The organism is Microbacterium lacusdiani (assembly GCF_054779895.1).
Window position 1 is genome coordinate 386295 of record NZ_BAAGXJ010000003.1, and the last position, 24682, is coordinate 410976.

Genomic DNA, 24682 nt, shown 5'->3' on the forward strand with positions numbered 1-24682 from the left:
CTTCACGCGGCAGAGGAGCCGCGTGATGAATCCGAAAGGTCGAAGAAGACATGGATGAAGTGAATCTCGGGCTGTACTTCCTGTCGGAGGTGATCGGCACAGGCATGCTGATCCTTCTCGGCGCGGGCGTCGTGGCCAACGCGATCCTCGTGAAGGCGAAGGGCTTCGGCGGCGGCTTCCTGATGATCAACTGGGGCTGGGGTCTCGCGGTGTTCGCGGGCGTCCTCGTCTCGGTGTACTCCGGCTCGATCCTCAACCCCGCCGTCGGCATCGGCCTGCTGATCGCGGGGAACATCACCTTCCCGATGTTCCTGATCGCCACCGCCGGCGAGCTCGTCGGCGCGTTCCTGGGCGCGGTCCTCGCGTGGGCCGCCTACCGGCAGCACTTCGACGAGGAGGCCGACCCGGGCGCCAAGCTCGGCGTCTTCTCCACCGGCCCCGCCATCCGCTCGTACGGCCACAACCTGATCACCGAGATCATCGGCACGTTCGTGCTCGTGTTCGTGATCTTCGCGTTCGCCCAGTGGGGCGACGTCGAGGTCGGGACCCCCGGCGGCCTCGGTCCGCTGACCGCCCTGCCCGTCGCCCTGCTCGTGGTGGGCATCGGCGCGTCGCTCGGCGGCCCGACCGGCTACGCCATCAACCCGGCCCGCGACCTCGGCCCGCGCATCGCCCACGCCCTCCTGCCCATCAAGGGCAAGGGCTCCAGCGACTGGGGCTACTCGTGGGTGCCGGTCGTCGGCCCGCTCATCGGCGGCGCGCTCGCCGCGCTCGCCCGCCCCCTGCTCAGCCTCGGCTGAACGCCGCCCATTCGAAGGAGAATCCCATGGCTGACTACATCATCGCGATCGACCAGGGCACGACGTCGAGTCGCGCCATCGTCTTCGACAAGAAGGGCTCGATCGTCTCGGTCGGGCAGAAGGAGCACGAGCAGATCCTGCCCCAGCCCGGCTGGGTCGAGCACGACCCGCTGGAGATCTGGCGCAACGTGCAGGAGGTGATCGGCGTCGCGCTCGCGAAGGCCGATCTGACCCGCCACGACATCGCCGCGGTCGGCATCACCAACCAGCGCGAGACCGCGGTGGTGTGGGACCGCACCACCGGCAAGCCGGTGTACAACGCGATCGTCTGGCAGGACACGCGCACGCAGGGCATCGTCGACCGCCTCGCGGCGGACGGCGGAGGCGACCGCTTCAAGGACATCGTGGGCCTGCCGCTCGCGACGTACTTCTCCGGCACCAAGATCGCGTGGATCCTCGAGAACGTCGAGGGTGCGCGCGAGAAGGCCGAGGCCGGCCAGCTGATGTTCGGCACGACCGACTGCTGGGTGCTGTGGAACCTCACGGGCGGCGTCGACGGCGGCGTGCACGCCACGGACGTCACGAACGCGTCGCGCACGCTGTTCATGGACCTCGAGACGCTCGAGTGGCGCGACGACATCCTCGAGGTGTTCGGCGTGCCGCGCTCGATGATGCCCGAGATCCGCTCCTCGTCCGAGGTGTACGGCACGGCCGAGAGCTCGTCGCTGCTGCGCGAGACGCCCATCGCGGGCATCCTGGGCGACCAGCAGGCCGCGACCTTCGGCCAGGCGGCGTTCGACACCGGCGAGAGCAAGAACACCTACGGCACGGGCTGCTTCCTGATCTTCAACACGGGCGAGGAGATCGTCCACTCGAAGAACGGGCTGCTCACGACAGTCGGCTACAAGCTCGGCGACCAGCCTACGCACTACGCGCTGGAGGGGTCGATCGCCGTCACGGGATCGCTCATCCAGTGGCTGCGCGACCAGCTCGGGCTGATCGGATCGGCCCCGGAGGTCGAGGAGCTCGCCAAGTCGGTCGAGGACAACGGCGGCGTGTACATCGTGCCGGCGTTCTCGGGCCTGTTCGCCCCGTACTGGCGCCCGGAGGCGCGCGGCGCGATCGTGGGCCTCACCCGCTACGCGAACAAGGGCCACATCGCCCGGGCGGCGCTCGAGGCCGTCGCGTACCAGACGCGCGACGTGCTCGACGCGGTCAACGCCGACGCGGGCGTCGACCTGACCGAGCTCAAGGTCGACGGCGGCATGGTCGCCAACGACGCGCTGATGCAGTTCCAGGCCGACGTGCTGGGCGTGCCGGTGGTGCGCCCCGTGGTGGCGGAGACGACGGCGCTCGGCGCGGCCTACGCCGCCGGGCTCGCGGTCGGCTTCTGGGCGGGCCTCGACGACCTCCGCGCCAACTGGCAGGAGGACAAGCGCTGGGAGCCGTCGATGGAGGCCGCCGAGCGCGACCGCCAGCTGCGCCTGTGGCGCAAGGCCGTCACGAAGGCCATGGACTGGGTCGACGACGACGTGCGCTGACCCGCGGGGAGGGGGACGAACGGCCCCGGGGATCCATCCCCGGGGCCGTTCGGCGTGTCAGCCGCGACCGAACAGCTTCTGGATCTCCGCGAGATCCGCCTCGCTCGGCTTGGGGGCGCCGCCCAGGCCGAAGCCCGAGCCGGTGGGCTGCTGCGCCGCGAGGCCGGCGTTCTCGGCCGCGCGCTTGGCCGGGTTGCCCGAGCGCGAGCCGCCCTTCTTGGCCTGCTTGCCGCGCTTCGACGAGCCGCCGGGGCGGCCCATGCCGGGCACGGGGCCCATGCCGGGGATGTTCGGCATGCCGCCGCGCGCGACGGTCTTCATCATCTTGGACGCCTGCTCGAAGCGGTTGACGAGCTGGTTGACATCCGTCACGGTCATGCCCGATCCGCGCGCGATGCGGGCGCGGCGCGAGCCGTTGAGGATCTTGGTGTTCTGGCGCTCCGCCGGCGTCATCGAGCGGATGATCGCCTCGGTGCGGTCGATCTCGCGCTCGTCGAAGTCGTCGAGCTGCTGCTTCATCTGGCCCATGCCCGGCAGCATGCCGAGCATCTTCTTCATCGAGCCCATCTTCTTCAGCTGCTGCATCTGCTCGAGGAAGTCGTCCAGCGTGAACTGGTCCTTCGCGAACTTCTCGGCGACCTTCGCCGCCTGCTCCTCGTCGAAGGCCTGCTGCGCCTGCTCGATCAGGGTCAGGATGTCGCCCAGGTCGAGGATGCGGCTCGCCATGCGGTCCGGGTGGAACGGCTCGACGTCCTCGAGTCCCTCGCCCGTGGAGGCGAAGATGATCGGGCGGCCCGTGACCGATGCGACCGACAGCGCGGCGCCGCCGCGCGCGTCGCCGTCGAGCTTCGACAGCACGACGCCCGTGAAGTCGACGCCCTCCTGGAAGGCCTTGGCCGTGTTCACGGCGTCCTGACCGATCATCGCGTCGATGACGAACAGCACCTCGTCGGGGTTCGTCACCCGGCGGATGTCGGCGGCCTGCTTCATGAGCTCGGCGTCGACGCCGAGGCGGCCGGCGGTGTCGATGATGACGACGTCGTGCAGCTTCTGCTTGGCGTACTCGACGCCGTCGCGCGCGACCCGCACGGGGTCGCCGACGCCGTTGCCCGGCTCGGGGGCGTAGATCGCGGCACCGGCGCGCTCCGCGACCACCTGCAGCTGGTTCACGGCGTTGGGGCGCTGCAGGTCCGCGGCGACCAGGAGCGGGGTGTGCCCGTCCTTCTCGAGCATGCGCGCGAGCTTGCCGGCGAACGTCGTCTTACCGGAACCCTGCAGACCGGCGAGCATGATGACGGTCGGCGGGGTCTTGGCGAACTGGAGGCGGCGCTGCTGCCCGCCCAGGATGCCGACCAGCTCCTCGTTGACGATCTGCACGACCTGCTGGGCCGGGTTGAGGGCCTTGTTGACCTCGTCGCCCAGCGCGCGCTCGCGCACCTTGGCGGTGAAGTCCTTGACGACCGTGAGCGCGACGTCCGCGTCGAGCAGCGCGCGCCGGATCTCGCGGACGGTGCCGTCGACGTCGGCCGGCGAGAGCTTGCCCTTCGTGCGGAGGTTGCGGAAGGTCTCTGTGAGCCGGTCGGAGAGCGTGCCGAAGGTAGCCATGATGCTGAAGATTCTACCGGCGCGGACCCCGCCCGCCCTCGACGCCGCCTCGGACCCCCGGGGGTATTGTTGGACGCGATCCAACTATCCGAGGCCACGAGCCTCAGGGAGGACTTCCGATGCTCGACGTCGTCCAGGTCGGCCTCGCACCGGCCTACGTGCCCTATCTGGAGGGCTGGGACCTGCAGCGCAGCGTCCACGCCGACGTGCTCTCGGGCGCGCGGCCCGACACGCTGCTGCTGCTCGAGCACGAGGCCGTGTACACGGCGGGCGTGCGCACGCAGCCGGAGGACATGCCGAAGGACGGCACCCCGGTCGTGAAGGTGGACCGCGGCGGGCGCATCACGTGGCACGGCCCGGGTCAGCTGGTCGGCTATCCGATCGTGAGGCTGCGCGACTCGAAGGACACCGTCGGCCACGTCCGCCGACTCGAGCGCGCGCTGATCGCGGCGCTCTCCGAGCTCGGAGTGAAGGGCATGCAGGTCGACGGGCGCAGCGGCGTGTGGGTGCAGCCGGTGATCGGCTCCCCCGCCAAGATCGCAGCCATCGGCGTGCGCGTGCAGGCCGGCGTCACGATGCACGGCTTCGCGCTCAACTGCGACAACGCATTCGACGGGTTCGACGGCATCGTGCCGTGCGGCATCGCGGACGCCGGCGTCACGTCGGTGAGCGAGGTGCGCGGCGAGAGGATCGCGCCGCGCGACGTCGTCGACGTCGTGTCGGCCGCCTTCGTGGCGGAGTTCGCCCGCGCCGCGGCCGCGACCGGGGCGGAGGTCGCCGCGTGAGCGCCGCCGTGCCAGAGGGCCGCAAGCTGCTGCGCCTCGAGGTGCGCAACGCGCAGACCCCGATCGAGCGCAAGCCCGAGTGGATCAAGACCAAGGCCAAGATGGGCCCGGAGTACACGGCGCTGAAGTCGCTCGTGAAGGGCGAGGACCTGCACACGGTCTGCCAGGAGGCCGGCTGCCCCAACATCTACGAGTGCTGGGAGGACAAGGAGGCGACCTTCCTCATCGGCGGTTCGCAGTGCACGCGCCGATGCGACTTCTGCCAGATCGACACGGGCAAGCCCGCGGACTACGACACGGACGAGCCGCGTCGCGTGGCCGAGAGCGTGCAGCGCATGGGCCTGCGCTACGCGACCGTCACGAGCGTCGCGCGCGACGACCTGCACGACACGGGCGCCTGGCTGAACGCCGAGACCGTGCGGAAGATCCACGAGCTGAACCCGAACACGGGTGTCGAGCTGCTGGCGAACGAGCACAATGCCGACCCGGCGTTCCTGGGCCAGATCTTCGAGGCGCGTCCCGAGGTGTTCGCGCACAACGTCGAGACCGTGCCGCGGATCTTCAAGCGCATCCGCCCCGCCTTCCGCTACGAGCGCTCGCTCGACGTGATCACGCAGGCGCACCGCGCCGGGCTCATCACGAAGTCGAACCTCATCCTCGGCATGGGCGAGGAGCCGGAGGAGGTCATCGAGGCGCTGCAGGATCTGCACGACGCAGGGTGCGACATCATCACGATCACGCAGTACCTGCGTCCGACGCCCCGCCACCTGCCGGTCGCGCGCTACGTCAAGCCGCAGGAGTTCATCGAGTTCAAGGCCGAGGCCGAGCGCATCGGGTTCCTCGGCGTGCTCGCCGGCCCGCTCGTGCGCTCGTCGTACCGCGCCGGGCGCCTGTGGGCGCAGTCGATGCTGTCGAAGGGCCGCGAGATCCCGCCGCACCTGGCGCACATCGCCGCGGACGTCGACGGCGGCTTCCTGCAGGCGGTCTGATCCCTCTCACGAGGGGCCGCGCTCAGTCGACCGGGATGCTCGCGATCGCCGCGAGGGCGGCGGCGAGCGTGGCCTCGAGATCGCTGCGCCCCGGGCCCGCGAGGGCCCAGCGCTCCACGGCCGCGAGCACGGCGCCGCCGTACGCGGCGCCCGCGACGTCGGCCGCGAGCGGATCGAGCCCCCGGCGCCGCAGCGCGCGGGACACGGCCCGGCCGATGCGGGCGCGCCGCAGCGCGGCCTCGCGCTCCAGCTCGGCGACGAGCCCCATCGCCTCGGCGTTCGCGAACGCGAGCGCCAGCGCGTCGGGCGCGAGACCCACGGCCACCCGGCGCACCGCGTCGCGCACCCCGTGCTCGTCGAGATCGGATTCGAGCGCGTCGAGCCGCTCGTCCAGCCCGCCCCACAGCAGCGCGCCCTTGGAATCGACGTAGTTGAAGAAGCTCGACCGGCTCACGCCCGCACGCGCGGCGATGTCGGCGATCGACGTGGCGTCGTAGCCCTTCTCGAGGAACAGCTCGCTCGCGGCCTCGGCGAGCGTCTCGCGCGAGGACGCCTTGGGGCGGCCGGCGCGCGAGGTGCTCATGGCTTCCAGCGTAGGGCCGGGCTCAGCGGGATGACGGGCGCGCCGTTTGCGGCGCACGCCCCTTGCCGCCTATCCTGACTTCATCACCGACCGTTCGGTCAGGAATTCGCCTCCGCGACGACGCGGCGGCCCGCGCGACGAGGAGGTCACGGGGTGAGCGAGACCCTGCGCATCCAGCGGCACGACACGCACGTGACCGCGACGCTCGACCGTCCCGAGAAGCGCAACGCGATCGACCAGGACCTCGTCGACGCGCTGCACGCGCTGTGCGAGGCGCTGGAGGACGAGCCGCGCACGCTCATCCTCACGGGAGCGGGCGGGACGTTCGCGGCCGGCGCCGACATCGCGCAGCTGCGCGAGCGCCGCGCCGCCGACGCCCGCGCCGGCATCAACACGCGATGCTTCGAGCGCATCCGGCGGCTGCCCATGCCCGTGATCGCGGTGATCGACGGCTATGCGCTCGGCGGCGGAGCCGAGCTCGCGTACGCCGCGGACATCCGGATCGGAACGCCCTCGCTCAAGATCGGCAACCCCGAGACCGGACTCGGCATCATCGCCGCGGCCGGCGCGACCTGGCGCCTGCGGGAGATCGTCGGCGAGCCGCTCGCCGCCGAGATCCTGCTCACGGGACGCGTGCTCGACGCCGACGAGGCGCTCGCGGCGGGACTGGTGACGCGCGTGGCGGAGCCGACCGAGGCGATGGCCGAGGCGGAGGGCATCGCCCGGCGGATCGCCGCGCTCGACCCCGCCGCGACGCAGGCCACCAAGCGCGCGCTGCTCGCCCCGCGCGAGGCGCACCCCGACATCGACCTCGAGGAGCAGGCCGTGCTGTTCGAGAGCCCCGAGAAGGAGCGCCGGATGACCGCGTTCCTCGAGAGGAAGAAGGCCCGATGACCCCTCACACCCCCGCCCGCGTGGGCGTGCTCGGCGGCGGCCGCATGGGCGGCGGGATCGCCCACGCGTTCCTGCTGGCCGGATCCGACGTCACGGTCGTGGAGCGCGACCTCGACGCCGCGGACGCCGCACGCGCCCGGATCGAGGAGAGCATCGACCGCTCCATCGCCCGCGGCTTCGATGGCAACGCCGCCGAGCTGCGCGGCCGGCTCACGGTCACGACCGACGCGGCCGCGTTCGCGGCCCACGGGCTGGTGATCGAGGCGGTGCCGGAGGATCTCGACCTCAAGCTCGAGGCGCTCGCGCGCGTCGAGGCCGTGCTCGCGGCCGACGCCGTGCTCGCGTCGAACACGTCGTCGATCCCGCTCGCACGCCTGACCGACGGCCTGGAGCGTCCCGAGCGGCTGATCGGCCTGCACTTCTTCAACCCGGTGCCGGCGTCGTCTCTGGTCGAGATCGTGGTCGGCGCGCAGACCGCGCCCGAGCTCCCCGAGGCGGCGCGCAGCTGGATCGAGGCCCTCGGCAAGACGCCCATCACGGTGACCGACTCCCCCGGCTTCGCGTCGAGCCGCCTCGGGGTCGCGATCGCGCTGGAGGCCATCCGCATGGTCGAGGAGGGCGTGGCGAGCCCCGCCGACATCGACCTCGCCATGGAGCTCGGCTACCGCCACCCGACCGGGCCGCTGCGCACGACCGACATCGTGGGCCTCGACGTGCGGCTCGGCATCGCCGAGCAGCTCGAGCGCGAGCTCGGCCCCCGCTTCGCCCCGCCCCGGCTGCTGCGCGACATGGTCGCCGAGGGCAGGATCGGCCGCAAGGCCGGACGAGGGTTCTACGACTGGACCGAGGGCGGCGACGCCGCCGCGAAGGAGACGACACGATGAGCGCTTCGACGACCGCGACCCGGATGCTGCAGAGCTACGTGCAGGACGGCTGGTGGAGCCCCGCCGAGGGCGCCGCCGGCGCCGAGGTGCGGGACGCCTCGACGGGCGAGGTGGTCGCGGCGGTCTCGAGCGAGGGCCTGGACCTCGGCGCCGTGCTGGAGCACGGCCGCACCGTCGGTCAGGCGAGCCTCGGGGCCCTGACGTTCCACCAGCGCGCCGTGCTGCTGAAGAAGATGGCGCTCGCGCTGCAGGAGCGCAAGGACGAGCTGTACGACCTGTCGTACCGCACGGGCGCGACCAAGACGGACTCCTGGGTCGACGTCGAGGGCGGCATCGGCGTGCTGTTCACGTACTCGGGCAAGGGCCGCCGCGAGCTGCCCAACGCGACAGTCCAGCTCGACGGTCCGCTCGAGGTGCTCGCCAAGGACGGGTCGTTCCTCGGCCGCCACATCCGCACGACCCTGCCCGGCGTCGCCGTGCAGATCAACGCGTTCAACTTCCCGGTCTGGGGCCCGCTGGAGAAGCTCGCGCCTGCGTTCCTCGCCGGCATGCCGAGCGTGATCAAGCCCGCCACCCCGACCGCGTACGTCACCGAGCACCTGGTGCGGATCCTGGTGGAGTCGGGCCTGCTGCCGGCCGGATCCGTGCAGCTCGTGTCGGGATCCGTCCGCGAGCTGTTCGAGCACACGCGCCTGGGCGACGTGGTGTCGTTCACGGGATCGGCGTCGACCGCCGACTCGCTGCGCCGGCACGATGCGGTCCAGCGCGGCGGCGTGGTCTTCAACGCCGAGACCGACTCGATCAACGCGTCGGTGCTGGGGCCGGATGCCGCGCCCGGCACGCCGGAGTTCGACGCGTACGTGCGCCAGCTCGTGACGGAGATGACGGCGAAGGCCGGCCAGAAGTGCACCGCCATCCGCCGCGCGATCGTGCCGGCCGCCACCGCGGACGCCGTGATCGACGCGGTCCGCGCCCGGATCGACGAGAAGGTCGTCGTGGGCGACCCGCGCGCCGAGGGCGTGACGATGGGCGCGCTCGCCTCGGTCGAGCAGCGCGACGAGGTGCTGCGTCAGGTGCGCAGGCTCATCGAGGGCGGGGGCGAGGTCGTCGTGGGCGACGCCGACGGCGGGTCGGCGGGCGAGGGAGCTTTCCTCTCCCCCATCCTGCTGCGGTTCGCGGACCCGCTCGCCGAGCGCGTGCACGACACCGAGGCGTTCGGGCCGGTGTCGTCGATCATCGCGTACGAGACGCCCGAGCAGGCCGCCGATCTCGTGGTGCGCGGCGGCGGCTCGCTGGTCACCAGCGTGGCGTCGGCGGATCCGGCCTTCGTGGCGGCTCTCACACGCCGCGTGGCGTCGGCGAACGGCCGCATGCTGCTGCTCGACCGCGACGACGCCCGGTCGTCGACAGGCCACGGCTCGCCGCTGCCGATGCTGGTGCACGGCGGCCCGGGCCGCGCGGGCGGCGGTGAGGAGCTGGGCGGCATCCGGAGCGTCTTCCACTACATGCAGCGCACGGCCATCCAGGGATCGCCCGAGATGCTCACGGCCGTGACCGGGGTGTGGCACACCGGAGCGCGCGCCAACGCCGACGGGGTGCACCCGTTCCGCAAGTCTCTCGAGGAGCTGCGCATCGGCGACCAGGTCGTCTCGGCCGAGCGCGAGGTGACCCTGGCCGACATCGAGCACTTCGCGGAGTTCACGGGTGACACGTTCTACGCCCACATGGACGAGGAGGCCGCCGCCGCCAACCCGTTCTTCCCGGGCCGCGTCGCGCACGGCTACCTGCTGGTGTCCTTCGCCGCCGGCCTGTTCGTCGACCCCGAGCCGGGCCCGGTGCTCGCGAACTACGGGCTCGAGAACCTGCGCTTCCTCACGCCGGTCTCCCCCGGCGACCGCATCCGCGTCACGCTCACGGCCAAGCAGATCATCCCGCGCGAGACCGACGAGTACGGCGAGGTGCACTGGGACGCGGTCCTCACCAACCAGGACGGCGAGAGGGTCGCCACCTACGACGTGCTGACGCTGGTGTCGAAGTCTCCTGTTCTTTCGCCGCTTCGCGGGTAGTGCAGTGAACGTCATCGATCCTTCGCCCGACGCTTCGCGCCGGGACTCGGGATCGATCGCTGTCGCTGCGCTCCATCGACGAGGGACGTCGCGGATTCGAGGTGGTCGGCAGTCGCTGCGCTCCACGCTCGCTTCGCTCGCACGGCGGAACAGGTCCGCAGGCCGCAGCGTGTGACCCGAATATTCAGCGGAAGTCGCGGGTCTCGCTGACGCGGAGGCCGCTGCGGACGAACGCGACGACCGCGTCGGCGAGCTGGTCGGGGTTCATGGGGCCGTCGGGGCGATACCACTCGACGATCGAGTTCACGAGGCCGAACGTGAGCCGCTCCGCGACGCCCGGATCCATGTCGTCGCGCAGCGAGCCCTCCTCGCGGGCGAGCTCGAACAGGCGGCGCAGCCGGTGGTCGAGCTCGCGCCGGCGCTCCATCGCGCGCCGCTGCACGTCGGTGTTGCCGCGCAGGCGCAGCAGCAGCGTCAGATAGGGCAGCTGCTCGCACGCGACCGTGACGGCGCCGCGCAGCACGAACCGGATGCGCAGGTCGACCGGCCCCTCGTTCGCCTCGGGCGCCTCGAACACGGCCTGCAGCTCGCCGAGCGCCTTCTCGAGCGCGAGCTCGAGCATCTCCTCCTTCGAGGCGAAGTGGTGGTACACCGCCGACTTCGACAGGCCGAGGCGCTGGGCGATGATGCCGAGCGACGTGGCGTCGTAGCCGTGGTCGTTGAACGCCGCGACGATGACCTCAAGCATGCCGTCGCGGTCGTACCCCGGGCGCCCGCGGCGGGCGGGAGGGACATCCGTGGTCGTGCTCATCGTCCCATCCTGCCGCACATCGCCGCGGGCACCCGGGAGCCGCTCACGCCTGGTCGCGGAGGTCGTAGACGCGCTTGTACTTGCCCTCGGACCGCGGCAGCGATCCGGTCGACACGATCACGACGTCGACCGTCGTGCCGATGCGCTCCTTGACCCGCGCCTGCAGGATCTTCGCGGCCGCCTCGGACGTCTCCTTCTCGATGCCCGGCGTGCACTCGATCTTGACGGTGAGCTCGTCCATCCGGCCGCGCTTGGTCAGCTCCAGGATGAAGTGCGGCGTGAGGTGCTCGATCTCGAGCGCGATCTCCTCGATCTGCGTCGGGAACAGGTTCACGCCGCGGAGGATGATCATGTCGTCGTTGCGGCCGGTGATCTTCTCGATCCGCCGCATCGCCGGGTATGCCGAGCCCGGCATGAGGCGCGTCAGGTCGCGCGTGCGGTACCGGATGACGGGGAACGCCTGCTTCGTGAGCGTCGTGAACACCAGCTCGCCGCGCTCGCCGTCCGCGACCCGCTGCAGGTCGTCGCCGACGATCTCGGGCAGGAAGTGGTCCTCCCAGATGTGCGGACCGTCCTGCGTCTCGACGCTCTCCTGGCCGACGCCGGGGCCCATCACCTCGGACAGCCCGTAGATGTCGACGGCCTTCAGCCCCATGCGCTGCTCGAGCTCGCGGCGCATCTCGTTGGTCCACGGCTCGGCGCCGCACACGGCGACCTTGAGCGACGTCTCGCGCGGATCGAGCCCCTGCTCCTCGAACGCGTCGGCGATCGTGAGCAGGTAGCTCGGCGTGCACAGGATGGCGTCGGGCTCGAAGTCCCGGATGAGCTGCACCTGCCGCGCGGTCTGCCCGCCCGACACGGGGATCGCCACGCAGCCGAGGCGCTCGATGCCCCAGTGCGCGCCGAGCCCGCCCGTGAACAGGCCGTAGCCGTACGCGTTGTGCACCTTCCAGCCCGGCTGCACGCCCGCGGCACGCAGCGACCGCGCGATCAGGTCGGCCCATCGGTCGAGGTCGCCCTCGGTGTAGCCGACCACGGTCGGACGGCCGGTCGTGCCGGACGACGCGTGGATGCGGCGGACGTCCGTCATCGGCACCGCGAACATCCCGAACGGGTAGCTCCGTCGCAGGTCCTCTTTGGTCGTGAAGGGCAGCTTCTCGACGTCGGCGAGCGTCCGGATGTCGTCGGGGTGCACGCCTGCCGCGTCGAACTTCTCGCGGTACAGCGGCACGTTCTCGTAGGCATGGTGCACGGTCCACTGGAGGCGCTCGAGCTGGAGCGCCTCGAGCGCGGCGCGGTCGAGCGTCTCGGGCGCGGCCGGGCCGGCGGGCGCCTCGGTGTACGCGGGCGCCGCCTCGACCGGAGCAGGCGGGGTGATGGTGTCGGTCATCTCGGACTCCTTCGTCACTGGATGTCTTCGGTCGGTCAGTCGCCGCGGCCCGGCGCGAGCGCCCGGGAGCGGCCGCGGAACTCGGCGACGGGCTCGCCGGAGTCGTCGGTCACGGTGATGTCGTAGATGCCGTTGCGGCCGCCGACCCAGCGGCGCTCCGCCGTGGCGGTCAGCCGGTCGCCGGCGCGCGTCGCGCGCAGGAACGTGATGTCGGCCGCCTGCGCCACCACCATCGCCTCGCCCTCGTTGCACGCGTACGCGAAGGCCGTGTCCGCGAGCGTGAACACCATGCCGCCGTGGGTGATCCCGAAGCCGTTGGCCATCCAGTCGAGCACGGTCATCGACAGCACGGCCCGGCCGGGCTCCAGCGCCTCGATCTCGATGCCGAAGTGCTGCTTCGTGTAGTCCGTCGGCGCCATCGTGGTCGCACGCCAGGCCGGATCCGGCGTGATCGTGTCCTCGAACGTCTCCACCTGCTCGGCAGTCATGCACGCTCCTTCGCGTTCCGCACCCGCCGTGTTGCGGGCCGACCTGTGGCGAGTATACTCACTGAATGTTCGGTAAGTAATTACTGGAAGCGAACTTCCCGGATCCGATCCGGGACGACGGCGAGGAGGCCAGCGATGTCGACGACGACCGCACCGGAGCTGGACGCCCAGGAGGCGCAGGCGCAGTTCGACGCCCTGATCGAGGCGGACCAGCGAATCGAGCCCCGGGACTGGATGCCCGACGCGTACCGTCGCACGCTCATCCGCCAGATCTCGCAGCACGCGCACTCGGAGATCATCGGCATGCAGCCCGAGGCGAACTGGATCACCCGCGCCCCGAGCCTGAAGCGCAAGGCCATCCTGATGGCCAAGGTGCAGGACGAGGCCGGTCACGGGCTCTACCTCTACTCGGCCGCCCAGACGCTCGGCATCACGCGCGACGAGATGACGCAGCAGCTGATCGAGGGCCGCGCGCGCTACTCGTCGATCTTCAACTACCCGACCCCGACGTGGGCCGACATGGGTGCGATCGGCTGGCTGGTCGACGGCGCCGCGATCTGCAACCAGGTGCCGCTGTGCCGCGCGTCGTACGGACCGTACGGCCGCGCGATGGTGCGCATCTGCAAGGAGGAGTCGTTCCACCAGCGCCAGGGCTTCGAGATCCTGCTCGAGCTGTCGCAGGGGACCCCCGAGCAGAAGCAGATGGCGCAGGACGCCGTGAACCGCTGGTACTGGCCCTCGATCATGATGTTCGGCCCGCCGGACGACGACTCGCCCAACTCGGCGCAGTCCATGGCGTGGAAGATCAAGCGGTTCTCGAACGACGAGCTGCGCTCGCGCTTCGTCGGCATGCTCGTGCCCCAGTTCGAGGCGCTGGGCCTGGAGTGCCCCGACAAGGACGTGCGCTTCGACGAGGAGACCGGCCGCTGGATCTCGGGCCCGATCGACTGGGACGAGTTCCACGCCGTGCTCGACGGCCGCGGCCCCATGAACACCCACCGGCTGCGGCACCGCCGCGACGCCCACGAGGACGGCGCGTGGGTCCGCGAGGCCGCCGCCGAGTACGCCCGCAAGCAGCAGGAGAAGGCCCGCTTCGCGGCCTGATCCCCGCCACCCCGCTACGAGGAGACGACGATGTCCACCCCCGGTGACTCCCCCGCCGAGACCTGGCCCCTCTGGGAGGTCTTCGTCCGCGCGAACCGCGGCCTGAGCCACGTGCACGTCGGGTCGCTGCACGCGCCCGACGAGCAGATGGCGCTGCGCAACGCGCGCGACCTGTACACCCGGCGCGGCGAGGGCGTGTCGATCTGGGTCGTCCCCGCCGCCGCCATCACGACCAGCGACCCCGACGCGAAGGGCTCCTTCTTCGAGTCGCCCGCGGGCAAGAACTACCGGCACGCGGTGTACTACACGCGCGCCGAGGGGGTGAAGCACCTGTGACCGCCGAGGCGCCCGTCGACCACGGGCACGACGGGGAGTTCGACCACCACGGCGACGTGGCGGTCGACGCCCTGGACCTCGCCGACGAGCTCCCCGGGGCCGGCGGGATCGCGTCGCCCGACGTGGCCGAGTACGCCCTGCGGCTCGGCGACGACGCGCTCATCCTGTCCCAGCAGTTCGGGTGGTGGATCTCGCGCGCGCCGGAGCTGGAGGAGGACCTCGCGCTGGGCAACATCGGGCTGGATCTGCTCGGGCACGCCCGCGCCCTGCTCCGCTACGCCGGGACCGCGTCGGGCCGCACCGAGGACGACCTCGCGTACTGGCGGGACGAGCACGAGTTCCGCTGCTGCTGGCTCGTGCAGCAGCCCAACGGCGACTTCGCCGACACGATCGCGCGGCAGCTGCTGTTCTCGACCTATCAGGTCGAGCTCTACGACGCGCTCGAGCACAGCCCCGATCCCGGCCTGCAGGCGATCGCGGCCAAGGCGGCCCGAGAGGTCGCGTATCACCGGGACCACGCGGTGCAGTGGACGCTGCGCCTGGCGGGCGGCACGGACGAGTCGCGGCGCCGGATCGTCCGCGCGCTCGGCGACATCTGGGCGTACGCGGACGAGCCGTTCCAGGACGACGAGCTGATCGACCGCCTCGGCGACGTCGTGCCGCGGCCGTCGACGCTGCGCGCCGGCTTCGACGCCGCGATCGACGCCGTCTTCGCGGAGGCGGAGCTCGAGCGTCCGGCCGCCAAGCCCGCGATGGCACGCGGCCGCTCCGGCTCCCACACGTCGTACCTGGGCTACATCCTCGCCGAGATGCAGTGGCTCGCGCGGCGTCATCCCGGGGCGAAGTGGTGAAGGGCGAAGTGGTGAGCGCCGTGGTCACGCAGTCCGACGCCACGGGCGTCCGCCCGGCCGACCCCGCGTCGGCGGCCGCCTGGGACATCGCCGCGAAGGTGGCCGACCCCGAGGTCCCGGTCCTCACGATCGAGGACCTCGGCGTGCTCCGCTCGGTGCACTCCGACGGGCATCGGGTGCAGGTCGTGCTCACGCCGACGTACTCCGGATGCCCCGCGATCGAGCAGATGCGCGACGACGTCATCCTGCAGCTCACGGCGGCGGGCTACGACCGCGTGGACGTCGCGTTCACGCTCTCGCCGGCCTGGACCACGGACTGGATGAGCGAGGCCGGCCGGGTCAAGCTGGAGCGCTACGGCATCGCCCCGCCCAACGGCCGCGCGCCCGTCCGCCGGGGCCCGCTGCCCGTGCCGGTCGCGGTCAAATGCCCGCGATGCCACTCCCTCCGCACGCGCGAGGTCTCCCGCTACGGCTCGACCTCCTGCAAGGCCCTGTACGAGTGCCTGGAGTGCCAGGAGCCGTTCGACTTCTTCAAGGTGCACTGATGCCCGCCACCGACATCGGCGCGAAGAAGCGCGCCACGTTCCACCGCCTGCGCGTCCAGGACGTGCGCCCGCTGACCGAGTCCGCGGTCGAGGTCACGTTCGCCGTGCCGCCGGAGCTCGAGGGCGAGTACCGCTACCTGCCCGGCCAGTACCTGGCGCTGCGCGCGACCATCGACGGGCACGAGGTGCGCCGATCGTACTCGATCTGCCGCCCGCCGGCGCCCGGGCGCGTGTCGGTCGCGGTCAAGCGCGATGACCACGGCGTCTTCTCGCCGTGGGCCAACGAGCAGCTGCGGCCCGGCGACGAGCTCGACGTCATGAGCCCCCAGGGCACCTTCACGTCGAACCTCGCGGACCTCGAGGGCCGGCACGTCGTCGGCATCGCCGCCGGATCGGGCATCACGCCCGTGATCACGATGGCGCACCGCGTGCTCGAGGACAGCGCGACCGGGCGGTTCACCCTGCTCTACACGAACCGCTCGTCGCTCGACGTCATGTTCGTCGAGGAGCTCGCCGACCTGAAGGACCGCTTCCCCGACCGGCTGGCCCTGCACCACGTGCTCTCGCGCGAGCAGCGCACCGCTCCCCTGCTCTCCGGTCGCCTCGACGAGGCGAAGCTCCGGACGATCCTGGACGTGCTCATCCCCGTGCACACGGTCGACGAGTGGGCGCTGTGCGGGCCGTTCGAGCTCGTGCAGCTGTGCCGTGACCTGCTCGAGGAGCACGGCGTCGACCCGAAGCACATTCGGTACGAGCTCTTCACGACCGGCGAGCCGGGCCAGGCGCCGCCCGAGCGCGGACGCCCCGTGCAGGTGCGGGAGGGCGAGAAGACGTTCCGCATCGACTTCACACTCGACGGCACGTCGGCCTCGGTCGAGAGTCCCGTGAGCGCCAATGAGTCGATCCTCAACGCGGCGCTGCGCGTGCGGCCCGACGTCCCGTTCGCCTGCGCGGGCGGCGTGTGCGGCACGTGCCGGGCCCGCGTGCTCGACGGCAGCGTCACGATGCGCGAGAACTACGCGCTCGAGCCCGACGAGATCGAGCGCGGCTACGTGCTCACCTGTCAGTCCCACCCCACGTCCGACCGCGTCGTCGTCGACTACGACGTCTGACGGGCGCAGAACCGAGGAGTCCGGATGATCGACCTGACGATCGAGGGCGGCGTCGCCGAGGTCACGCTGAACGCGCCCGCGAAGCTCAACGCGCTGGGCCCCGAAGACCTCGACGCGCTCGGCGCCGCGTACAGCGAGGCCGAGGCGGCGGGCGTCCGCGCGCTCGTGCTGCGCGGCGAGGGCCGGGCGTTCTGCGCGGGCCGCGACATCGCGGGCGTGGATCCGCGCGAGGACGACGTGCTCGGGTACCTCGAGGGCCGGGTGGAGCCGGTGATGCGACGCATCGCGGAGTTCCCGGCCCCGACGTTCGCGGTGGCGCACGGTGCGTGCCTCGGCGTCGGCCTGGGCCTGCTGATCGCGAGCGACGTCGTCTACGTCGCCGAGTCGGCGAAGATCGGCAGCCCGTTCGTCAACCTCGGCGCGACGCTCGACTCCGGCGGGCACGCGCTGTTCTTCGAGCGGCTCGGCGCGCACCGCACGCTCGACCTGATCTACACGGGTCGCCTCATGACGGGCGCGGAGGCTGTGGCGCTGGGGCTGTTCTCGCAGGCGCTGCCCGACGACGACGTCCTGGCCGCGGCGCGCGCCGCCGCCGCGAAGGCCGCGGACGGGCCGACGCAGGCGTTCGTCGCATCCAAGCGGCTGATCGCCGCGCTGCGCGACGAGCGCGTGGGATTCTGGCGATCGATGACGGATGAGAACCGCGCGCAGGCTGCGCTGTGCGACACCGACGACTACCGGGAGGGCTTCGCGGCCTTCCAGCAGAAGCGCCGACCGGCATTCACGGGCCGGGCATGAGAGGAGCGGACATGACCGACGCCGACACCGGGACGACGACCGACGCCGCCGGCAACTTCGTGGCTCAGCAGGGCCCCGGCGAGCTGGCCGAGCGGATGGGCATCGAGTTCCTCGAGCTCACGGTCGAGCGCTCCGTGGCGCGCATGCCCGTGCTCGGCAACCGGCAGTCGGTCGGGTTCGTCCACGGCGGCGCGTACGTCGTGCTGGGCGAGTCGCTCGGATCGGTCGCGGCCAACCTGCACGCGGGCCCCGGCCGCCTCGCGGTCGGCGTCGACGTCAACGCGACGCACACCCGATCGGCGACGTCGGGCCACGTGCACGCGGTGTGCACGCCGCTGCACCTCGGGAGGACGGTCGCGGTTCACGAGATCGTGATCACCGACGACGAGGGCCGGCGCTGCTCGACCGTGCGCATCACGAACCACATCAAGGACATGCCCGCGCACGCGAGCGCGTGAGCCGGACCGCCGTCCTGCGGGCCGGAGCCCGCCCCTCCCCGCGGGACTATTCTTGGACGCGGTCCGGAATCCTCGGACCGCACAGCAGATCCCTCACGAAGGTCCCCATGCTCCGTCGCGCCCTGCCCCTGCTCGCCCTGTCGGCATCCGTCGTCCTGATCGCGACCGCCTGCTCCCCTGCCGGCCAGGAGGCGGCCGAGCCGGCGACGGGCGGCACGCTCGTGTACGCCACCGGCGACGCGGAGCCGACCTGCCTGGACCCGCACGTGGGCGGCAACTACCCCCAGGCTCTGATCAGCTCGCAGTACCTCGAGCCGCTCGTCGGCCGCACGGCCGACGGGGAGATCACGCCGTGGCTCGCCGAGGACTGGGAGGTGTCCGAGGACGGGCTGACCTGGGACCTCACGCTGCGCGAGGATGTGACCTTCACCGACGGCACGCCGTTCGACGCGGAGGCCGTCAAGGTCAACATCGAGCACCTGCAGGACCCCGAGACCGCGTCGTCGACCGGCTACCTCGCGGTGTCTAAGGTCGCCGAGGTCGAGGTCGTCGACGAGACCCACGCGCGCTTCCACCTCTCGGAGCCCGACTCCGCGCTGCTGGAGTCGCTGAGCATGCCGTGGACCGCCATCCAGTCGCCCGCCGGCATCGAGCGGGGCATGGAGGAGAACTGCGCCGCGCCCATCGGCACGGGCCCGTTCATCGTCGAGGAGTGGGTGCCCCAGCAGCAGATCACCCTGGTCCGCAACGACGACTACGCCTCGCCCGGCCCGCAGGGCGAGCACGAGGGGCCCGCCTACCTCGACGAGATCGTGTGGCGCTTCATCCCGGACGCCGCGACGCGCCAGGCTGCGCTCGCCTCGGGCGAGGTCCACGTGATCGACAACCCGCAGCCCGACGCGATCGTGTCGGCCGAGCAGGGGGACGAGATCGAGCACATCGACGCGCCGCGCCCCGGCTCGGTCAACCGCATCGAGCTCAACGCCGGCCAGACGCCGTTCGACGACGCCCGCGTGCGCGAGGCGTTCATCCGCGCGGCCGACCCGAACCCGGGCATCGAGTCGCTCTACCTCGGCACCGTCACGCGCTCGTACTCGCCGCTCGGCAGCACGGAGCCCATGGGCGTCTCGGACGAGTCGTTGTTCGGCACCGACCCGGATGCCGCGAACGCGCTGCTCGACGAGGCCGGGTGGACCGAGCGCGACGCGGACGGCACGCGCATGAAGGACGGGCAGCGCCTCACGGTGCGCTTCCCCGTGAGCACCAACCAGTCCGTCGCGGCCGAGCAGTCGCTGTTCGAGCAGATCCAGGCCAACACGGCCGCGGTCGGCTTCGACGTGCAGCTCTCCCCCGTCGACCTGTCCACCTGGTACGGCGCGCTCGGCGCGAACGAGTACGAGGCCGTGAGCGCGCCCTACACGCGCGTGGGTCCCGAGGTGCTCCGCGTGCTGTACCACTCGGACGGCATCGTGCCCGCGCCGTCCGGCTACTTCGCGAACCACGCCCAGCTGAGCGACCCCGAGCTCGACGCGCTGCTCGACCAGGCCTCGGCGACGCACAACGAGGCGGCCCGCGCCGACCTGTACGCGCAGGCGCAGCAGCGCATCCTGGAGAGCTTCACGATCCTGCCGCTGTACGACCAGCAGAACCACTTCCTCACGCGCGGCGTGACGGGCGTGACGACGCTCGGCACGGTCGCGACGCCGACCTTCGTCGATGCCCGACTCGTCGGCTGATCCCCTCCCCGCGCGACTGGCGCGCGGGCTCCCGGCCTGGCTGCGCTGGCTGCTGGGCCGGATCGGCTCCGCGCTGCTGGTGATCTGGGTCGTCGCGACCGCGGTGTTCTTCGCGCTGCGCGCCTCCGGCGACCCGCTCGAGGCGATCCTCGGCGGACCCGGCTCCCAGGCCGGGCCGGAGGCGGTCGCCCAGGCGCGCGCGGCGTACGGCCTCGACCATCCCCTGGTCGTGCAGTACCTCGCGCAGCTGTGGCGCGTCGCGACGTTCCAGCTCGGCGACTCGTATGCCCGCCGCCAGCCGGTCGCGGAGCTCATCGGCGCCCAGCTCCCGGGGACGCTGCTGCTCGCGGTCCTCGCGCTGCTGCTCGCGTGGGCGCTCGCGGTCGCCGGTTCGACGATCGCGGCGACCGCGGCCGCCGGATCGGGATGGCGGGGCCGGGCCGGTCGCGCCGCGGTGGGCGTGCTGCGGGGGCTCGAGCTGGTCGCGACCGTGATGCCGCAGTTCTGGCTCGGCGCGGTGCTCATCCTGGTGTTCGCGTCGTCGCTGCAGATTCTTCCCGCCACCAGCTCCGGCGCCGGCCCGGCCGGCCTGGTCCTCCCCGTCGTCACGCTCGCGATCCCGATCGCGGGCTTCCTGGCGCAGGTGTCCCGCGACGCCCTGCTGGAGGCCGACGCGTCGCCGTTCGCCGTCACCGCGCGGTCGCGCGGGGCGAGCGAGCCGCGCGTGCTGCTGCACCACACGCTGCGGCACGCGAGCCTTCCGGCCCTGTCCCTGTCGGGCTGGGCGTTCGGCCACCTGCTGAGCGGCGCGGTCGTGGTCGAGGCGCTGTTCGCGCGCCCCGGCCTCGGTCGCCTGCTGCTCGACGCCGCGATGTCGCGCGATGTTCCGCTCGTGATCGGGGCGGTCGTGGTGGTGGCGCTGCTCTACGTGGTCGTCGTCACGGTCGTCGACGCGGTCGAGCTCGTGGTGGATCCGCGGCTGCGCACGCCCCGTGCGCCGCACGCGATGCGCACGCCCGAGCTGGCGGTGGGATCGTGAGCGTCATGGCGGCCGATGCCGCGCGGATCCTCCGGCGCCTCGGTCCCGGCGGCGTCGTCGCGGCGCTCGGGCTCGCGGCCATCCTGCTCGCGGTCGTCGCGCCCGGCGTGCTCGCCCCCGGCGATCCGCTCGCGATCGCGCCCGCCGAGGCGTTCTCGCCGCCGTCGTGGACGCATCCGTTCGGCACCGACGAGTCCGGGCGCGACCTGTTCACGCGCGTGGTGCACGGCGCGGCCGCGTCGGCCGGCATCGGCCTGGCCGCCACCGGGATCGGCATCGGCGCGGGCCTCGTGCTCGGCTTCGCGGGCGCCCTGGGCCCGCGCTGGCTGGATGCCGCCATCGCCCGCGTCGTCGAGGTGCTCTTCGCGCTCCCCACGCTCGTGATGGCGCTGCTCCTGGTCGCCGTCATCGGGCCCGGCACGCAGGCGTCCGTCATCGCGATCGGCGCCGCGACCGCGCCCGGGTACGCGCGCATCCTGCGGGCCCGCGTGCGGGGCGTGGTCCGCAGCGACTACGTCGCGTATGCGCGGCACGAGGGCGTCGGACCCGTCGCGGTGTTCGCGCGCCACATCGCCCCGAACACGCTGTGGCCGCTGGTCGCGACCGCGACGCTCGGCGTCGGCCAGGCGATCGTGTGGGTGTCGGCCCTCAGCTTCCTGGGGCTGGGCGCGCTGCCGCCCTCGCCGGAGTGGGGCGCCATGCTCAACGCGGGTCGCGTGTACATCGGCACGGCGTGGTGGATGACCGTGCTGCCCGGCCTCGCGATCGTCGCGACCGCGACCGTCCTGACCGTGCTGGGCCGCCGGGCGTCCGGCGCCGGATCGGCGGGCTCATGACGACTCCCCTGCTCAGCGTCCGCGGGCTGCGCGTGCGGCTCGGCGGAGCCGACGTGCTCCGCGGCGTCGACCTGGAGGTCGCGCCCGGCGAATGCCTCGCCGTCGTGGGCGAGTCCGGAGCGGGCAAGTCCGTGCTCGCCCGCACCCTGCTCGGCCTCACGCGCCGCGACGGCGCGGGCGTCGCCGCCGACGTGTTCGACATCGCGGGGCGCGATGCGCGCCGGCTGCCCGAGCGCGCGTGGCGCGCGCTGCGCGGCGCCGACGTGTCCCTCGTGCTGCAGGACGCCCTGCAGTCCCTGGACCCGCTGCGCACGATCGGCGCGGAGGTCGGCGAGACCCTCGCGGTCCGCGGCGTCCCGCGCGCCGAGCGGCGATCCCGCGTGCTGGACGCGCTCGATGCGGCCGGCCTCCCGCTCGGCGGCCCGGCGCGCGTGGAGGCCGATGCGCGCCTGCGGCAGCGCCCGGGCCAGCTGTCGGGCGGGATGCGCCAGCGCGCGCTGATCGCGTCGGCGGTGGTCGGCGGGGCGCGGCTGATCGTCGCCGACGAGCCGACCACAGCCCTGGACGCGACGACCGCCGTCCGCGTCCTGGGCCTGCTGGGCCGCCTGCGCGACGAGGGCACGGGACTGCTGCTCATCACGCACGACCTGTCCACCGTCGCGCGCGTCGCCGACCGGATCGCGGTGATCGACGGCGGGCGCATCGTCGAGCACGGGTCCGCGGAACAGGTGCTCCACGCGCCCGCGCATCCCGCGACGCGCGCGCTGCTCGCGGCGGCCCCCACCGGCCCGAAGCCCACGGCGGCAGCACCCGGCGAGCCCGTGATCGAGGCCACCGGACTGGTGCGCCGCTACCCGGGCCCGTCGGGAGCGTTCGCGGCGGTCGACGGCGTCGACGTGTCGGTGCGGCGCGGCGAGGTGCTCGGGGTGGTCGGAGAGTCGGGCTCGGGAAAGACCACGCTCGCCCGGCTGCTCACGGGCCTCGAGCGCCCCGACGCCGGCGAGGTGCACCGGGCGGAGGGCGCGCGGATGCGGCTCGTGCCGCAGGATCCGCTCGGCTCGTTCGATCCGCGGCACACGGTCGAGCGCATCCTGCGCCTCGCACGGCGCGGCGCCGCGCCCTCGCCCGCCGCGCTGCTCGAGCGCGTCGGGCTCGACCCGGCCGCGGTGCTGCGGCGCCGCCCGGCGAGCCTGTCGGGAGGCCAGCGCCAGCGCGTCGCGATCGCGCGCGCCCTCGCGGCGGACCCGGACGTGCTGGTCTGCGACGAGCCGGTGTCGGCGCTGGACGTCACGACGCAGTCGGGCATCCTCGACCTGCTGCTGGACCTGCAGCGGACGGAGGGCCTGGCGATCGTGTTCATCTCGCACGACCTCGCGGTCGTCCGGAGGGTGAGCGACCGCGTCGCGGTCATGCGGCACGGCGTCGTGGTCGAGGAGGGCGGCACCGAGTCCGTGTTCGGCGATCCGCAGCACGCGTTCACCCGCGACCTGGTGGCCGCCGCGCTCGGCTAGGGCATGTCTGACAATTGCCGGGTCCAGGCGATGACGGCGTTGAGGATGACAGCGGCCCGGTAGGTGATCGCGAGTTTGTCGTAGCGGGTGGCGAGTCCTCGCCATTGCTTGATGTGGCAGTAGCGGCGCTCGATGACGTTGCGGCCCTTGTAGTCGGCGGCGTCGAGGCCGACGGGGCGTCCGCCGCGTGAGCCGCGGCGCTTGCGGTGGCCTTGCTGGTCGGACGGCTCGGGGATCACGGCCTTGATCCCGCGGGCGCGTAGATGCCCGCGGATCGCGCGGGATGAGTACGCCTTGTCACCCCGGACCGCGTCCGGACGAGTGCGGGGCCGGCCGACGGGGCGGGCGACACGCAGGTGTCCCATCAGCGGCAGGAACATCGGCGAGTCCCCGGCCTGGCCTGCTGTCAGCAGCGCGACCAGCGGGAGCCCGTTGCCGTCGACGAGCTGGTGGATCTTCGTCGACAGGCCGCCTCGGGAGCGGCCGACCGCGTGATCAGGCGGCTCGACGCCCGGATTCGTGCAATTCGATCCAGCCCCCTGTGAGGCGCTTCGTGTTCGTCGCGTGCTGATGCGCGCGGGCGATCGTGGAGTCCACCGACAGCGACCACTCCACCAGCCCCGCCTCGTCCGCGGCGGCGGTGAGTGTGGCGAGCACCTTGTCCCAGGTGCCATCCGTGGCCATGCGGTGATGCCAGGTCCATACCGTCTGCCACGGCCCGAACACCTCCGGCAGATCCCGCCACGCGATCCCGCACCGATACCGGTAGACGATGCCCTCGACCATCAACCGCGCGTCCGCGAAGGGCCGTCCCCTGCGCCCGGTCGGGCGCGGCAGCATCTCCTCGAGCAACGACCACTGAGCATCCGAGAGCACCTGAAACCGCGTCACGACCTCAGACTCTCAGCGCGCCGCCGAACTATTTGTCAGACACGCCCTAGGCGTCAGTCGGCGCTGGTGACCGACAGCACGGAGCCGGCCGAGTCCAGGTTCACGAGAAGCACGTCGTCGGCCGCATCCGGGTCGAGCGCGTACTCGAGCACCGCGAACGGGTCGTCGCCGCCGTGCTCGTCGGCGAGGATCGTCATGCTCATCAGCTGCAGCGACCGGATGATGTCCACCGCGGGCTCGCCGCTGATGTCCACGAGGTAGTCCTCGAGCTCGTCGCCCAGGGTCTCCTGCTGCATCAGGATGTACTCGGTCACCTCGCTCGCGCGGTTGTCCACCTCCGCGAGCATCGCGACGCGGGCGCGGCGATCCAGCTCCTCCAGCGCCGACACCATGGCGGCCGCCGCGTCGAGGGCGGCCGGGGACACGTCGTCCTGGTCGGGCGCGGTCAGGTCGACCGTCACGTTCTGGTCGCCCAGATCGACGTTCTCCGACCAGAAGATCGAGCCGTCGGGACCGGACTCCAGAAGACCGAAGAAGTCGTGTTCGATCGTCATAGACCTATGTAAGCAGTCGCACCGCCGCGGCGGTAGGTTGCGCATCTCGAGCGTGTCCCGCGCCTCACGGCACCG

The 24682-nt window shown here is 72.2% G+C and carries 25 protein-coding genes; 18 read left to right on the forward strand and 7 right to left on the reverse strand.

Annotated elements, in window-relative coordinates; all coding sequences use genetic code 11:
* The first annotated feature begins 50 nt into the window (after nucleotides 1–50).
* Both ACYVGN_RS03995 and glpK read left to right on the forward strand, forming a co-directional pair.
* Nucleotides 51–800 (forward strand): MIP/aquaporin family protein, encoded by a 750-nt coding sequence (locus ACYVGN_RS03995; protein WP_134745192.1) that lies wholly within the window; start codon nucleotides 51–53, stop codon nucleotides 798–800.
* 26 nt (nucleotides 801–826) lie between these two features.
* Nucleotides 827–2341 carry a glycerol kinase GlpK gene (gene glpK, locus ACYVGN_RS04000; RefSeq protein ID WP_055991093.1) on the forward strand — a complete coding sequence of 505 codons (1515 nt, stop codon included), beginning with the start codon at nucleotides 827–829 and terminating at the stop codon, nucleotides 2339–2341.
* Nucleotides 2342–2398: 57 nt separating this feature from the next.
* Here the strand turns inward: glpK and ffh are convergent, their stop codons facing one another.
* Nucleotides 2399–3946: a signal recognition particle protein gene (gene ffh / locus ACYVGN_RS04005; protein WP_134745193.1), complete on the reverse strand. Its 1548-nt coding sequence runs from the start codon at nucleotides 3944–3946 to the stop codon at nucleotides 2399–2401.
* A 119-nt stretch (nucleotides 3947–4065) separates the two neighbouring features.
* Here ffh and lipB point away from each other — a divergent pair, with 119 nt between their 5' ends.
* Both lipB and lipA read left to right on the forward strand, forming a co-directional pair.
* Nucleotides 4066–4731 (forward strand): lipoyl(octanoyl) transferase LipB, encoded by a 666-nt coding sequence (gene lipB / locus ACYVGN_RS04010; RefSeq protein ID WP_055991087.1) that lies wholly within the window; start codon nucleotides 4066–4068, stop codon nucleotides 4729–4731.
* The gene (gene lipA, locus ACYVGN_RS04015; RefSeq protein ID WP_460788918.1) at nucleotides 4728–5720 is read left to right on the forward strand and encodes a lipoyl synthase; all 993 of its coding nucleotides are present in this window, start codon (nucleotides 4728–4730) and stop codon (nucleotides 5718–5720) included. Before lipB ends, lipA begins: the two co-directional genes overlap by 4 nt.
* 22 nt (nucleotides 5721–5742) lie before the next feature.
* Here lipA and ACYVGN_RS04020 read toward each other — a convergent pair whose 3' ends face one another.
* Nucleotides 5743–6303 (reverse strand): TetR/AcrR family transcriptional regulator, encoded by a 561-nt coding sequence (locus ACYVGN_RS04020; protein WP_460788920.1) that lies wholly within the window; start codon nucleotides 6301–6303, stop codon nucleotides 5743–5745.
* A 153-nt stretch (nucleotides 6304–6456) separates the two neighbouring features.
* On the opposite strand from ACYVGN_RS04020, the gene ACYVGN_RS04025 reads away from it, so the two are divergent.
* Genes ACYVGN_RS04025 through paaZ form a run of 3 tightly spaced genes read left to right on the forward strand, consistent with a single transcriptional unit; the run spans nucleotide 6457 to nucleotide 10147 of the window.
* Nucleotides 6457–7197: an enoyl-CoA hydratase/isomerase family protein gene (locus ACYVGN_RS04025; protein WP_134745196.1), complete on the forward strand. Its 741-nt coding sequence runs from the start codon at nucleotides 6457–6459 to the stop codon at nucleotides 7195–7197.
* Complete coding sequence (locus ACYVGN_RS04030) at nucleotides 7194–8081, forward strand: 3-hydroxyacyl-CoA dehydrogenase family protein (protein WP_460788922.1); 888 nt, start codon at nucleotides 7194–7196, stop codon at nucleotides 8079–8081. The genes ACYVGN_RS04025 and ACYVGN_RS04030 overlap by 4 nt, the downstream gene beginning before the upstream one ends.
* Entirely contained in the window at nucleotides 8078–10147 is a 2070-nt protein-coding gene (paaZ, locus tag ACYVGN_RS04035) for a phenylacetic acid degradation bifunctional protein PaaZ (RefSeq protein WP_460788924.1), read from the forward strand. Before ACYVGN_RS04030 ends, paaZ begins: the two co-directional genes overlap by 4 nt.
* 184 nt (nucleotides 10148–10331) lie before the next feature.
* On the opposite strand, the gene ACYVGN_RS04040 is transcribed toward paaZ, so the two are convergent.
* Genes ACYVGN_RS04040 through paaI form a run of 3 tightly spaced genes read right to left on the reverse strand, consistent with a single transcriptional unit; the run spans nucleotide 10332 to nucleotide 12836 of the window.
* A complete protein-coding gene (locus tag ACYVGN_RS04040; protein WP_055991073.1) occupies nucleotides 10332–10958 on the reverse strand; it encodes a TetR/AcrR family transcriptional regulator in 627 nt (208 codons plus the stop codon).
* A 43-nt stretch (nucleotides 10959–11001) separates the two neighbouring features.
* Nucleotides 11002–12348 carry a phenylacetate--CoA ligase PaaK gene (gene paaK / locus ACYVGN_RS04045; protein WP_460788926.1) on the reverse strand — a complete coding sequence of 449 codons (1347 nt, stop codon included), beginning with the start codon at nucleotides 12346–12348 and terminating at the stop codon, nucleotides 11002–11004.
* Nucleotides 12349–12383: 35 nt separating this feature from the next.
* Nucleotides 12384–12836, reverse strand: coding sequence for a hydroxyphenylacetyl-CoA thioesterase PaaI (paaI, locus tag ACYVGN_RS04050; protein ID WP_134745198.1), 453 nt, complete (start codon nucleotides 12834–12836; stop codon nucleotides 12384–12386).
* A gap of 135 nt (nucleotides 12837–12971) precedes the next feature.
* On the opposite strand from paaI, the gene paaA reads away from it, so the two are divergent.
* The 11 genes from paaA (at nucleotide 12972) to ACYVGN_RS04105 (ending at nucleotide 23162) form a co-directional block, all read left to right on the forward strand.
* Nucleotides 12972–13940, forward strand: coding sequence for a 1,2-phenylacetyl-CoA epoxidase subunit PaaA (gene paaA / locus ACYVGN_RS04055; protein WP_460788928.1), 969 nt, complete (start codon nucleotides 12972–12974; stop codon nucleotides 13938–13940).
* A 30-nt stretch (nucleotides 13941–13970) separates the two neighbouring features.
* The gene (gene paaB, locus ACYVGN_RS04060) at nucleotides 13971–14276 is read left to right on the forward strand and encodes a 1,2-phenylacetyl-CoA epoxidase subunit PaaB (protein ID WP_460788929.1); all 306 of its coding nucleotides are present in this window, start codon (nucleotides 13971–13973) and stop codon (nucleotides 14274–14276) included.
* Nucleotides 14273–15127: a 1,2-phenylacetyl-CoA epoxidase subunit PaaC gene (gene paaC / locus ACYVGN_RS04065; RefSeq protein ID WP_460788930.1), complete on the forward strand. Its 855-nt coding sequence runs from the start codon at nucleotides 14273–14275 to the stop codon at nucleotides 15125–15127. The genes paaB and paaC overlap by 4 nt, the downstream gene beginning before the upstream one ends.
* 20 nt (nucleotides 15128–15147) lie before the next feature.
* Entirely contained in the window at nucleotides 15148–15672 is a 525-nt protein-coding gene (gene paaD, locus ACYVGN_RS04070) for a 1,2-phenylacetyl-CoA epoxidase subunit PaaD (protein ID WP_055991455.1), read from the forward strand.
* Nucleotides 15672–16784 carry a 1,2-phenylacetyl-CoA epoxidase subunit PaaE gene (gene paaE, locus ACYVGN_RS04075; protein WP_055991061.1) on the forward strand — a complete coding sequence of 371 codons (1113 nt, stop codon included), beginning with the start codon at nucleotides 15672–15674 and terminating at the stop codon, nucleotides 16782–16784. Before paaD ends, paaE begins: the two co-directional genes overlap by 1 nt.
* 24 nt (nucleotides 16785–16808) lie before the next feature.
* Nucleotides 16809–17582, forward strand: coding sequence for an enoyl-CoA hydratase/isomerase family protein (locus tag ACYVGN_RS04080; RefSeq protein ID WP_134745201.1), 774 nt, complete (start codon nucleotides 16809–16811; stop codon nucleotides 17580–17582).
* 11 nt (nucleotides 17583–17593) lie between these two features.
* Nucleotides 17594–18040 (forward strand): PaaI family thioesterase, encoded by a 447-nt coding sequence (locus ACYVGN_RS04085; protein ID WP_055991055.1) that lies wholly within the window; start codon nucleotides 17594–17596, stop codon nucleotides 18038–18040.
* A gap of 107 nt (nucleotides 18041–18147) precedes the next feature.
* Nucleotides 18148–19776 carry an ABC transporter substrate-binding protein gene (locus ACYVGN_RS04090; protein WP_460788933.1) on the forward strand — a complete coding sequence of 543 codons (1629 nt, stop codon included), beginning with the start codon at nucleotides 18148–18150 and terminating at the stop codon, nucleotides 19774–19776.
* The gene (locus ACYVGN_RS04095) at nucleotides 19757–20815 is read left to right on the forward strand and encodes an ABC transporter permease (RefSeq protein WP_460788935.1); all 1059 of its coding nucleotides are present in this window, start codon (nucleotides 19757–19759) and stop codon (nucleotides 20813–20815) included. Before ACYVGN_RS04090 ends, ACYVGN_RS04095 begins: the two co-directional genes overlap by 20 nt.
* Nucleotides 20816–20820: 5 nt before the next feature.
* Nucleotides 20821–21651, forward strand: coding sequence for an ABC transporter permease (locus tag ACYVGN_RS04100; RefSeq protein WP_055991049.1), 831 nt, complete (start codon nucleotides 20821–20823; stop codon nucleotides 21649–21651).
* Nucleotides 21648–23162 carry an ATP-binding cassette domain-containing protein gene (locus ACYVGN_RS04105; RefSeq protein WP_460788938.1) on the forward strand — a complete coding sequence of 505 codons (1515 nt, stop codon included), beginning with the start codon at nucleotides 21648–21650 and terminating at the stop codon, nucleotides 23160–23162. The genes ACYVGN_RS04100 and ACYVGN_RS04105 overlap by 4 nt, the downstream gene beginning before the upstream one ends.
* Here the strand turns inward: ACYVGN_RS04105 and ACYVGN_RS04110 are convergent.
* Nucleotides 23159–24053 (reverse strand): IS5 family transposase gene (locus tag ACYVGN_RS04110; RefSeq protein WP_460788940.1). Its coding sequence is split into 2 segments (ribosomal slippage): nucleotides 23159–23701 and nucleotides 23703–24053, totalling 894 coding nucleotides; the frame shifts between segments, so codons are not numbered across the junction. The two genes, ACYVGN_RS04105 and ACYVGN_RS04110, sit on opposite strands and share 4 nt — an antisense overlap.
* 53 nt (nucleotides 24054–24106) lie before the next feature.
* On the reverse strand, nucleotides 24107–24607 hold the full coding sequence (locus tag ACYVGN_RS04115) for a DUF2004 domain-containing protein (protein WP_460788942.1): 501 nt from the start codon (nucleotides 24605–24607) through the stop codon (nucleotides 24107–24109).
* Nucleotides 24608–24682 lie beyond the last annotated feature (75 nt).